General features: G+C 31.9%; 10 protein-coding genes. 1 reads left to right on the top strand and 9 read right to left on the bottom strand.

Translation table 11 applies throughout. From position 1 onward, the window contains the following. Window positions 1–58 precede the first annotated feature (58 nt). Window positions 59–2,440 carry a S8 family serine peptidase gene (locus WC614_07330; GenBank protein ID MFA5032814.1) on the top strand — a complete coding sequence of 794 codons (2,382 nt, stop codon included), beginning with the start codon at window positions 59–61 and terminating at the stop codon, window positions 2,438–2,440. 7 nt (window positions 2,441–2,447) lie between these two features. Here WC614_07330 and WC614_07335 read toward each other — a convergent pair whose 3' ends face one another. The 9 genes from WC614_07335 to WC614_07375 all read right to left on the bottom strand — a co-directional run bounded on the left by WC614_07335 (window position 2,448) and on the right by WC614_07375 (window position 13,195). Further along, window positions 2,448–3,575, bottom strand: coding sequence for a glycosyltransferase (locus WC614_07335; protein ID MFA5032815.1), 1,128 nt, complete (start codon window positions 3,573–3,575; stop codon window positions 2,448–2,450). A 28-nt stretch (window positions 3,576–3,603) separates the two neighbouring features. After that, window positions 3,604–5,448, bottom strand: a complete 1,845-nt coding sequence (locus WC614_07340; GenBank protein ID MFA5032816.1) for an asparagine synthase-related protein — start codon at window positions 5,446–5,448, stop codon at window positions 3,604–3,606. Beyond that, a complete protein-coding gene (locus WC614_07345; GenBank protein MFA5032817.1) occupies window positions 5,439–6,458 on the bottom strand; it encodes a glycosyltransferase family 4 protein in 1,020 nt (339 codons plus the stop codon). The genes WC614_07340 and WC614_07345 overlap by 10 nt, the downstream gene beginning before the upstream one ends. Continuing rightward, entirely contained in the window at window positions 6,455–7,252 is a 798-nt protein-coding gene (locus WC614_07350; protein ID MFA5032818.1) for a class I SAM-dependent methyltransferase, read from the bottom strand. The genes WC614_07345 and WC614_07350 overlap by 4 nt, the downstream gene beginning before the upstream one ends. A gap of 25 nt (window positions 7,253–7,277) precedes the next feature. Further along, on the bottom strand, window positions 7,278–8,267 hold the full coding sequence (gene hypE / locus WC614_07355; protein ID MFA5032819.1) for a hydrogenase expression/formation protein HypE: 990 nt from the start codon (window positions 8,265–8,267) through the stop codon (window positions 7,278–7,280). 44 nt (window positions 8,268–8,311) lie between these two features. Next, a complete protein-coding gene (gene hypD / locus WC614_07360; protein ID MFA5032820.1) occupies window positions 8,312–9,406 on the bottom strand; it encodes a hydrogenase formation protein HypD in 1,095 nt (364 codons plus the stop codon). A gap of 68 nt (window positions 9,407–9,474) precedes the next feature. Further along, window positions 9,475–10,668 carry a glycosyltransferase gene (locus WC614_07365; GenBank protein ID MFA5032821.1) on the bottom strand — a complete coding sequence of 398 codons (1,194 nt, stop codon included), beginning with the start codon at window positions 10,666–10,668 and terminating at the stop codon, window positions 9,475–9,477. Between the two features lie 39 nt (window positions 10,669–10,707). Then, window positions 10,708–11,643, bottom strand: a complete 936-nt coding sequence (locus WC614_07370) for a glycosyltransferase family 2 protein (GenBank protein MFA5032822.1) — start codon at window positions 11,641–11,643, stop codon at window positions 10,708–10,710. Continuing rightward, window positions 11,612–13,195, bottom strand: coding sequence for a hypothetical protein (locus WC614_07375; GenBank protein MFA5032823.1), 1,584 nt, complete (start codon window positions 13,193–13,195; stop codon window positions 11,612–11,614). Before WC614_07375 ends, WC614_07370 begins: the two co-directional genes overlap by 32 nt. Window positions 13,196–13,265 lie beyond the last annotated feature (70 nt).

The following is a 13,265-nucleotide window of genomic DNA, read 5'->3' on the forward strand; positions in this document are numbered from 1 at the left end:
CACATTATTAAAATCGTATATCTTAAGAAAATTAATTTAACCAAAAAAGGATAAATCTATGAATAAATCTATATTTATGTTAATTTTAACTGCTTTAGGAAGTTTAGTCTGGGGAAGTAAACCCGTTATCCTATTATCTGATAAATATTCCAATAAAACTATATTTGCATCATCTAACATCGGGAAAAGCACACTAGATACTTTAAGTCCCCAAGTATCATCACCTTACTCTCCTTGCGGAGCAAAATGGCGAATCGAATACGAAGCAACTAAATTCACAATACAGAAACCTTGCTCTATAATTGCAATTCTATATGGAGTATATAGTCAGACAGCTTCATCAAAACAATGTAGTCTATTTATATGGGAAAATAATGAATTTAATAACCCGGGACAGAGAGTATTCTCTACCTCTACTACCATAAACACAACTTCAGGAGGCGTTAATTGGACAATGTATACACTACCTACCCCGGTTTATGCATATTTCCCATTCTGGGTTGGTAATTTTGAATCCGATACTTTATATCCTACAAGCGCTATGGATAAGACAGTAAGTTCGCCCTCAAAATACTATGATCCCAGTAAAACCCCGATATGGATAGATGATGTTGGTGATTATCTCCAAGCCGTTATTGTAAAGTATGAAAATGAAGAGCCTGAAATGAGTATTTATCCTTCTCAACTTACACTAGAAATAGATAGTAGTGCTATATTAGTAAAAACAATTAAAACGGATTTCCCCAATCCGTCAGTCCCTTTATTAAAAGAAACAGATAAAAAATACTGGCAAGATATAGTTCCAGGAGAAATAATAATCGGTTATAGTAATAATATAAATGTAAAAAATGCTACATTAGAAGAACTTAATGTTACAACTAAAAATGTGTTATTATTAAATAGAAATTTAGGCTCTAATTTCATACTTGTTAAAATATCCGGAGGAATAGAAGAAGAAAAAGCTTTTATCCGGTCCCTTAGAACTAAACCTAATATAAACTCTGTAGAACCAAATAGAATAATAAAACTTCAGGCGAATCCTAACGATCCCTATTGGGGACAACAATGGGATAAAACAAACTTAAACGCACCTGGTGCATGGGATTTTGGATATGGGAGTGATTCTATCTCTATAGGAATTCTTGATATGGGAGCAGATTATACTCACCCGGATTTAAGTGCCCGATTCACTACCATAAAAGGGTATGATTTTGTAGACGGAAATAATGATCCAGCTCCGGCAGGATCTCACGGGACAGAATGTTCCGGTGTTGCTGCCGCAACTATTAATAATGGCATAGGAGTTGCAGGCATATCAAATTCCAGACTTTATAGTGTACGAATAGTAAGCGGTTCCACTACAACCGATGCATGGCTGGGACAAGGAATACAATGGTGCATAGATAATCATGTAAATGTTATTTCTATGAGTAATGCCGGTGGAGCAGGTCAATACAGTATGACAGAATGCCAGGCAGCATGGGATTCCGGATGTATTCTTGTTGCTTCAAGTGGTAATGAAGGGAGCCTGGGAATTACTTTCCCCGCAGGGTATCCCTCAGTTATATGTGTAGGTTCTATCGGACAAACAAATCAGTGGTCTTCTTTTAGTTGTTATGGTCCTGCTATGGAACTTATAGCTCCCGGAGAAGGCATACAAACAACCTGTCCCGGGGGAACTTATGGGCCACAGGACGGAACATCTTTTTCCTGTCCAAATGTTTCGGGATGTGCTGCACTTGTTTGGGCAGCAAATACATCCCTTACAAATCGTGAGGTGCGAAAAATATTAAATTCTACCGCCACGGATCTTGGACCAACGGGATGGGACAATAAGTATGGTTATGGAAAACCTAACCTTCGTAATGCAGTTCTTATTGCATCTGCCCCTTGTGATTCTGGTATAGTAACTGTTTATAATTCAAGCTCATCTAATACCGATTTATTTGTTTCCGATATAACTTATAACTCAAATTGGATTTTTTCAGTAAACCCTACCAACTTTTCTATTCCTAAAACAGGAGGAGCCCAAAATATTACTATTATTGCCAGAGCAAGATTAGCAAAAGGCTATTACTACGATACACTTAGAATAGTGTCAAATTTCAGTAACAATAATCCTTGGCTGGTACCAATTACTTTAAAAGTTGGAAATGTTGGCATTGAAGAAATCTCTAACAATAAATTAAATCTAAAAATATCTCCTAATCCTATTACTCAATACCTTTCTGTAAGTTTCAACATATCAACAAATCAATATATAACTTTGAATATATGTGACATAACAGGTAGAGTAATAAAAACTCTTGCAAATGAAAATAAAATCGCTGGGGATTATAACTTAAAATTTACTACCTATGGACTTGCTTCCGGAGTATATTTCGTATCGCTAAAAGCAGGTGAAACTTATACATCTAAAAAAGTTGCTATAATACGATAATCTAAGTTTATTTACGGAGTTTGTTTCGCTGCGAAGAAGTAGAGCACACCTCTTCATATAAATCTTTTATTTTTGTTTCTATTGTTTTAATATCAAAACAATTAGAGACATATTCCATACCTTTTGTTCCCATTTCTTTTCTTTTGGCCGGATTAGTTTTCAAAAAACTTATAGTTTCTACTATCTTATCCACATCCGGATAAGGGACTAATATTCCACAATTTTCTTTTACTATTTCTTTTATCCCGTCAACCGAAAATGCCACTACGGGCAAACCCACTGCCATAGCTTCTATAATAGTTATACCAAAAGCTTCCCACTTAGATGTTGATAAAAATATATCAAAAATAGATAAAATATCGGGAATATCTTCTCTCGCACCTGTAAAGATTATTTTATCCTGCAAATTCATTTCTTTTACAAGTAACTTTAGCTTACTTTCTAACTCCCCCTCCCCCACTATGATAAATTTTATATCCGAATCATCTGTCCTTCTTGCAACCTCAATAAAATTATCTATACCCTTAGGTGGAGCCAACCTGGCAACCGTTCCTACAATAAAGTCATTTTTACCCATATTGAACTCTTTCTTAATTTCACTTTTATCCCTTAATAACTTAAATTCTGACAATTTTATGCCATTATACACAACTTTAATACTAGACAAAGGAATTCGTTCTTTCAAAGATGCAATTTTTTTAGTATGCTCGGAGTTAGCAATCCAACAACCAACAAACTTATTCGTTATTGTTTTCCATAATATGACTTCTCTCTTTTCCCATTTTATATTACCCCATTTTGTTCCATGAATATGCTGAATAAAAGTTGACTTCCCGGAAAAAACTTTTGATAACCTTACAATTGGAGGACCGTTATGGTCATGAATAATATCAAATTTTTCCTTTCTTATGAACTTTATATAATTAAGCCCCTTGATTAGATCAAACCCTGAGCACATATCAAATTCTATGGTTTTAATGCCTGTTTTTTGAGCTTTAAGTCCCAATATGGAACTTTTAGTCATATATGCTATTGTCACGTCATTGCGACTCTCTTTTTGAGCAAAAGCTAGGTTATATACGAATGTTTCTGCCCCCCCGATTTCCCCAGACCAATTTATATGAAGAATTTTCATAAATAGATCATTATTAGTGGATTTTTTATCATTTATTTGTATTCTCTAACTGCCTCAGCCACATTTCAAATGTAACAACTTTTGTTATTTCTTGCCAGTCCGTAATACTCCAATTCGGATAAATACGAGATAATTCTTTTAATTTTCCGGCATTGTAGTAATCCCTTTTTTGAGTTTTATCCTCTTCTATAATCCTTTTAGCTACACTACGCATAACATTTTCAGTTGAACTTTTATTAGAAGAACCGGATAATTTTCGTTTAAGGTTATAAAACAAAATTACGGGCAAAGCCATCGGATATAAATTAAATAAAGGAAGATATCCCCTATCTGTTGGTACGAGTAGTAGTTTTGAATTATTATATTGAATAATTTTACTTGAAATTTGTTGCCCTTTTAATCTATTCAAAGGATTCTGAGAAAATTGTTTGTTCTGCAAAATAGAGAATGGCGTATTGACCATAAAATTTACAAAATCATAATCCATATACGGAAGCCTAATATGGGCATAAAAACTTTCAAGCAATGTCACTCCCCCATAATATTTACGGAAGATTTCATATAACGTAAAATACAACGCTCTCTCATTTATTGATAATTCCAATGGAATCTTCATCTCAATCTTATCTTTATTGTGTTCAATAAATTCTTTAGAAAACAAACCATAAGAATTATCCATTTTCCCAATATTATCCAATGTCTGTAATGGAGTATCAGAAAATATTATATCTCTCAAATTTTCACTAAACGGAAGCCCCGTATTCTGTAACCCTCTGATAAGTTCACTTCCACCTATTCCTGTAAAACATGGATTTACAAGATTCTGCAATTTCTTAAATACATACAATAATTCCGTATGAACTATATTACACAAACCATCTGTAAACCAAACGGTTTTTTCTAAAAATTCATCAACGTCTTTATTAAATTCGGAACCAATCTCTTGGATTATATGACTACATCCTGCAACCTTCGCAATTTCTTGAGCAATAATAGATTGTTTTTTATCCTGTATTTCATATGTAAAACTATTAACTTTATATCTATTACAGTCTATAGTAGATAATATTGCCCGGGAATCATATCCTCCAGTCAGGGTAAGACTAATTTTCTTATCTTTACTTAATAACTCACCAACTACATTTTTAAATACTTCGCCGCATTGTTTAGTAGCTTCTTCCGTACTTAATTGATCCTTATGGAGAAGATTCTTAAATTCCCAGTATTCCCTTTTTTTAAGAAGCCCTTGGGCGCAGCCCTTAGGGATTCTTATCCAGCTCTGCTGAAAATCAGACAATCTTTTTAAATCAAATTCCCATATTGAAGCAGGCGGCATACGCTCAATATCTTTGATAAATGTTTTATCTCCCAGCGGGTAATTAAACATCGCAAAATCAGCCAATGCAGAAATATTAATTGAAGAACTTAATCCGAGACATTTTACAATAGCTTTGAGTTCCGATGCAAAAACAAATTTATCGTCTTTATATGTGTAATATAAAGGCTTAAACCCATAGTGGTCAGTTACAATAAATACCTTTTTATCCTGTATATGAAAAATTACAATAACAAATTGTCCTTTTATATAATTTACAAAGTTTATACCTTCTTTTTCATACAGGGATAACAAGTTACGGGTACTTGATTTCGCATTGAAATTGTAAAAGACTTCTCCATTTGATAAAAGCATAATAGTTTTATCATTATTAAATAATATTTTTTTCCCTTGCGTAATGCCTACGCTTCCTAATAAAATAGAGCCGGACTCATAAAACTCTTTTTTGTAGAAACTTTCGTGGTTCATAGTCTCTAACATAGCTGCAAGACTATCTTTATTCAAACTCGACTTGCTTAATATCCCCGCTATTCCCATAGTATTTTAGTATATATCCCCTTTATTTTTTCTGCAATTTTATCTTCGCTGAAATCTTTTATAATATTTTCTCTCCCTTTCTTACCGACACTCTCTAACATTTTCGTATCCTCGATTATCGTCCTTAATTTATTTATTATTTTATCCTTTTCGTCTAAATTATCTATCAACCACCCTATTTTACCATCTTCTATAATATCAGGAATACCTCCAACATTAGACGCCAAAACCGTTAATCCACAAGACATTGCTTCTAAAATAGAAACCGGCGTTCCTTCGCTCCTGCTTGGCAAGAAAAATAAATCACAGGCATTAAACCATTTATACAACTCGGAATTAGGCTTAGTTCCGGTTAGAATATAGTTAGGCAAAGGATTTGTCCTATGTTTTATATCCCCTATCAATATGAACAAATAATCTTTTAACACTTTTGCGCATTCATATATGATATCCACGCCTTTATTATAAGAAACTTCTCCAACAAATAGTATTATCTTTTTAGATTCAGGAAGATTTAGTTCTTTCCTTAACTCTTTTTTATGAAGAGTTGGGGAAAATAAGTTTGTATCCACGCCACAGCTAATTACGGAAATTTTTAATTCATTAATATTAAATTTCCGAATAAGTGACTGTTTTATCCCTTCGCTAACAGCAATAATAAAATCAGCTCTTTTAATTGTTACCCTGTGCAAAAAATTATATAAAAAATTACGATATGGCTCCAATAAAGCATCGCTTCCATGATAAGTAATTATAAGCTTTTTTCTCTTGAAAATCAGGGTAGGAAAAGCCGAATGAAATCCATAATGAGCATGAATAATGTCATATTTCTTAAACAAAATATAATAAATGCTTCTCAAATAAAATATAAAATAACTACCTTTCTTTGTCTTTATCGACTTTATAACTACAACATTTCTGTTTTCTAAAGACTCTATCTGCCTTTTTATAAATGCCCCATAATACGATTGTCCATACGGATACATATTACTCAATACAAGAACTTTCATTTTTTATATCCTAAAATAAATAAATAACCACTATATCTTTTAATATCTAATTTCAACAAGCATTCATCTATTCTACAAATATTATATGCTATTTGGGGGAATTCTTTCGCAAAATATTCAATAATTTTAATGGGACACAGCATAAGAAAAACACCATATACATTCAGTATATTGAATCCCATGCTTTTCATTAATTTTATTAACTTAAAAGCTGAAAAATCTATATGTTTTTTATATTCCTGTCTGATAATGCTTGGCGCTTTATTAAAAAAATAAGTAAAGTAAAATTTTATATAATTTTTAACCCAAAAAATACTTGTTTTATTTGGTACCGAAATCAACACTATACCATTAGGCTTTAAAATCCTATAAATCTCCTTTAATCCGGAGTTAAGATTCTCTATATGTTCCAAAACCTCTGAGCATACTATGAAATCAAAAGTATTTTCCTTAAATCCCAACATTTGCAAATCCATTTGTATAAAAGAGCTTTTATTTTTTGGAAATAAAACAGTTTTTTTTATATCCGTTGCAAAAATCTCTTTTGATACGCCTAACAATAACTCAGAATAAATACCGGTTCCACACCCAATATCCAATGCCCTATTAACATTTGATATCGATTTTGTTATTTCTAAAAAACTGTTTATTCTTTGCCTATGAAGAAATCTTGTATTGAAATTTTTATAATCCAAATGTCTATCTAATTTTTCTTGTAACTCATCGTGCGGAAGATAACGGGAAATATACTTCTCGTTCTTTTCTTTCTTATTTTTGGGACAAGAATTCGTCATTACTCTATGTTAAACATTCACACCTTCAACATATTCTTGGAAGTAATTCACCGCGAGGGATATCAATAATTCTTTTCCCCCCTGTTTTTGTCAGCAGAATCACTTCCCCTTTTTGTTTCTTTTTAACAACTTTCCCGATAACAGCCGTATTTTTTCCAAGTTTAGTACGTCTTAAGAGAGACACTACTTTTTCTTCTTTGCTGAAAATAACGAATTTCCCCTCATTAGCAAGATATAAAGGGTCTATCCCCAAAATTTCACATATACTATTAACACCCGGGTTAATAGGAATACTATTTTCATTTATTTCCATTTCTATATTAGATTTTAGTGCTATTTCTTTCAAAATTCCGCCTAATCCACCTCTTGTTGGGTCTCGCATACAATGAATGCCGGAAGTTTTAAATAATATATCCGCAATGCCTGTAAGATTAGCAACATCACTTATAATCGGAGTCTTAAACTTCAGTTTCTGCCTTTCAGAAAGCAGTGCTATCCCATGGTCTCCAATATTCCCTGTTACTATAATAAAATCGCCTGCTTCTATTTTTTGTGGAGAAAAATAATGTTTAATTTCCCCTATCCCGGCAGTATTTATATAAATTCCATCCCCTTTCCCATGTTCAACTACTTTTGTATCCCCGCAAACTATTTTTACTCCCGCATTTTTTGCTTCCGAAGCTATACTCGCAATTATTTTTTCAAACCTTTCATAATCAAAGCCTTCTTCAATAATCAAACCTAAACTCAAATACAAAGGTTTTGCGCCTATACATAACAAATCATTTACCGTCCCGCATACGGCAAGTTTACCAATATTTCCTCCGGGGAAAAATAATGGGTTCACTACATAAGAATCTGTTGTAAAAGCAATTTTGCTTTTACTCACGGACAAATATGCGCTATCTTCAAGCAAATTAATAATAGGGTTTTTTATATATTTTAATATAACCTTTTCCAATAAATCAGACTGTAATTTACCGCCGCTTCCATGAGCTAATAATATAGAGTTCATTTTATCTTTAATTACACCCAAAAATATACGTAATATAACTAATCTTAAGTTTTTCCATACTTAAAATATGCCGCACATGTGCCTTCAGAAGAAACCATACACGGTCCTATTGGTTCTTCAGGAGTACATTTGTTGCCAAAGTTTACGCATTGTTCAGGTTCAATAATGCCAAGTAATACATCACCACATCTACAGCCATTGTCTTCAATTATGGTATCTGATAATTTAATACCAAATTTTTGCATAGCATCAAATTCATGAAAATTTTGATTGAGTTCGAGCCCGCTATCGGGAATAGAACCAATACCACGCCATTCAGAATCTGCAGTTCTAAAAACAGTTGCTATATTTTCTTTTGCAACAGGATTACCGTACCATTTTACTCCTCTTGAGTATGTATTATCCAATTTAGCATCATTGTTATTTATCTGCTCAACAAGTTTATAAATACTTGTAACTATATCTATTGCTTCAAATCCGGTAACAACACAAGGAATTTTATATTTATCTACGATAGATTGATACGCTGAACAGCCAATAATTGTCGAAACATGCCCGGGGAGCATAAAACCATTTGCATTTACCCCGTTAGAACACAAATATTCAATAGCCGGCGGGATAAGCTTATGCCCCGGAAGAATAAAAAAATTATTTACATTTAATTTTTTTGCTCTAATCAGTACGTTCGCCGTAGCAGGGGCAGTAGTTTCAAATCCTACTGCCAAAAAAACAACCATCTTTTTAGGATTATCAATCGCAATATCCAAGGCTTCCGTAATAGAATAAACAATCCTTATGTCTTTCCCCTTAGACTTTACTTTTTCTAAAGAAGAAAACGAACCCGGCACTCTAAATATATCCCCATAACTTACAATAATCGCATAATCTGCTAAACTAATGGAATAGTCTATTAGTTTTTGAGGCGTAACGCATACCGGGCAACCCGGACCGGCAATAACACGAATTGACTTCGGCAATAAAGATTTTAAACCAAACTTTAAAAATGCTACCGTATGTGTACCACAAACTTCCATAATAATATAATTTTGCTTTGCAATTCTGTATAAATCATTAATTAACGAGTCAATAAGTTTCATATCTGCGAACTTACTCTTAAATTCTATATTATTATTTAGCATCACAGGAAGCTAATTATAAACTTATTCTTTCACTATGCAACTTAAATTTATAAAATACACCGTTATTATTACTTAATCTTTATCATCTTTAGATACAATGATATAATTGATTGTGTCCATATCTGAATCGTAAATCTTTTTTCTATCAATCTTCTTCCATTTTTTCCAAAATGTTCCACTTCTTCCGGGTGTATTATAAGCCTTACCATTTTTTCTGCCATTATTTCAGGACTTTTAAGCGGGACTAAAAAGCCATTTTCATTGTCCACTATAATGTCCGTAATTCCTCCAACATTTGTTGCAATTACCGGTCTCTCTAATGCCATAGACTCACAAATGACATTTCCGAACCCTTCATAAAAAGACGAAAGAACGGTAAAATTACAGGCTTTAATAAAGGGCTTAATATCGCCCTGCACTCCCGTAAATATTAGATTTTGCCTTATTCCTAAAGAATCCGCATATTTCTCTGCCTTTAATCTATTTGGACCATCTCCTACCAATATAAACATACTTTTGGGGTGTTTCTCTAATACTATTCTTATAGCTTCAAGAAATGTAAAATGGTCTTTTTGGGGTCTAAAATTACTTATATTTCCTATTAAAATTGTGTCCCGACTTATAGAAAAACCCTTCCTTATATCTTCCACGTTATCAACATTGTAGGACTCTAAATCTATTCCATTAGGAATGATTTCAATCTTGCATTCAGGAATTAGCTTCCTTTTTAATAACATACTTTTAATTGAGCTTGAAATAACTATATTCGTAGTTACAAAATGCCTATCTAAGAACCTATAAAATAAATTTCCGGATAATTTCTTTATCTCTAAAAGTATTTTCTTAATCCCTTTTGCATCATCTGATATGATTTCAGTGCGAATAGGATTACGCCAATGCCAGACAATTTTTTGAGCCAAAGGCTCACCGGTATTTCTTTTACATAGCCATTTAGAAATACAGGCTATAACTTGGGTTTCTATTCCAAAATGCGTATGAATAATGGTAATGTTATATTTTTTTACCAATTTAACAACCAATTTAATGGCATTAAAATCAAAAACTCTTCTTATAGGAACTATTTCAACGGGAATATCATTAATCTTAAAAATGTTCATCCAATCCTTAAACTCAGGAAAACAAACTATAAGTTTCCCCTTACGAAGTTTAAGTTCTTTCCCTAGCTTTAACAAGCTTTCCCCAAAATTACTTGAAAAATCAGGGCTATATAATGCAAGATTTAAAATTGTAAGGTCCCTCATATTGAAATTTTTATTTTAATATCGTGATATATTGGATAATTATATTCCTAATATATAATGAAACATTCTTATCTTTTCCTCTATTTTCCTTCTATAATTAGAATTTTCATTAGATATAAGTGCCGGTATAGCCATCAAATAGAACAACATAATAAAAATTGTCTTTTTCACAGCAAAATCAAACAAGAAACAATATCCCCTGCCATAATGTTTTCTAAAATAATACAAAATGCTTTGATAACTTTTTTCTATTGCATCTAATTTGTGAGATTTATAATACCCTCCCATATAATGTTTTATAACAGCATCTGGATAATAAAAAATATGTCCGCCATTTTTTCTAAACCTAAAACATAAATCCGCATCTTCATAAAATATAAAAATGTTCTCATCAAAGCCGCCTAATTTCAACATATCTTCCCTTTTAATTATAAAAAACGTTCCTGTAACTACATCAACTTTGCAAATTTTATCTATATATTTACCATTTTCCTTACTAATACATGCTTTTTTTCTAATAAGAAAATTAGGCGCTTTAAGCTTAAAAATTGTAAAATTTAAATATTCTTGCAAAAACTCTGGATACTTAGTATAATTTGTTTGAAATTTTCCATCAAATCCTAATAACTTACCTGCAGCAAGGACTTTTAAAGGATGCAATTTAACAAAACCTAAAAGATTCTCAATAGCATCTGAAAGAATAATTGTATCGTTATTTAATATACATATATACTCTCCTACTGCCTCTTTTATTCCTATATTGTTTCCACGTGTAAATCCCACATTTGTCTTATTTTTAATAATCTTTACTGAAGGAAATTCTTTTTCAACATATTCAATACTTCCATCTGTAGAGGCATTATCTACTAAAAGTATTTCAAAGTTAGTATTAGTAGTATTTTTTAAAATAGAGTCCAGACAATCTTTAAGCCAATGTTTCCCGTTATAATTTAAAATTATTATTGAGAGTTCCATTATGATTTTTGGTATCTATAAAATCAACTTTATACATCACTTCATTCAATCCAAGATACAACGCAGTAAGAACAATATCTGAATAATTAGTTAACCCTGGATATGTAAATATAGTCACCCATCCGACTATCAACCCTGCGAGAAAGCTTATTAGAAACCCTTTGTAAACAGGTGTGTGTAATCTATGAAAAATATAAAAAGCTCTCCAAATAAAAAGAATATTTAACCCTATATAAAATAAACACCCTACTATTCCCATAGTATTCAAAAGGGTCACTAATCCACTATCCACATAAATAACCGTTCTATAAGGCAAAGTATTAGTTAGCCCTTCATCCGGATATAAAAATCCCATTCCAAATAAAAGATTTTCTTTTACGCCTTTATCTAAAAATCCCTCAAACACTTTTGCTCTTGCTCCAAATGTTCCCGAACGTGTTTGCATTTCAGTGAAACCACTACGGAATCTATCTATTCCACCAGTAATTAATACAGCAGGAGATTTATATCTTATACTTCCTATCAAAAACAGGAGGAAAAGAAACATTGCACTTGTTTTTATCATCCACCTTGCAAACATATGTTTACGTTCAACCGGCAATAAAACCCAATTCAAAATAATAGCTAGTATGGCACAGTACCATCCGCTCCTACCTAAACTTAAAAAGTATGCCATGCCAAGGAACACCACAATAACCATAAGCCAGAATTTTAGTTTTACTTGATTAGGATCTATAAATCCAACTACTCCTATTAGTGCAAAAAGCACAACCCCTTCAAAACCAAATGAAACATATCCTCTAGCTAATGGAACCCCCCAGTTTACCCCTGAAGTTCCACGATAAAAAGGAAAAGGATTTATTTTCCCACCCGAAAGAGCCTGGACACTATACAATATAGCAAATATAACAGAAAGAACAACCATTGTTTTAATAACGAAATTTAATTGTTCTCTGCTTTTTACAGAATAGAGGACAGAAAAAAAGAATAGAAAATAAAAATAATCCCTTGCTATTTTAAAACTTAAGGCAATAGGATATGAATAGCGTACAACAGTAGTCATAATAAAGAAAGAGATAATAAAACATATCCCAAATATTGCTTTCGCAGTAATAGAACCAAAAATAAAGGGTATATTTTTTCTATTAATAAGTTCTTTTGTCATAAGAGGTAAAAAAGGAATTATTAATAACAAATCTCTAAGTTTAAATATCCCCTTTATACTAAAATAATCAGGATTAATAAGACAAAACATATTTGTAATTAAAATAACCGAAATTAAAAAGACATATTCAGGTTTTTTGAAGAGAAAAATCACATAAATATACACAACTATAATTTGTACTGGCCAAAAATCTTCATTTGCAATTGCGCTCCCCATAAAATATGCTATTATTCCCATAACAACTACTGTTATCCATTCATAAACCTGAGAAGAACTCCAATTGATATGTTCACGAAAAATAAAAAATAAATAAAAACCGAAAGTAACTACCATAAATATAAAAGCAGGCATTATACCAAATAATTTTTGTACAAAAAATGCAAGCATAATAATTCCTAAAAACATCAAAATACGTTTTGGTTTTATAATTTTTAAATTGTTTATAAATATATTTATA

The sequence above is a fragment of the bacterium genome, from assembly GCA_041649255.1.
Classification (GTDB): Bacteria; Hydrothermota; UBA3073; order JACQXS01; family JAQTXJ01; genus JAQTXJ01.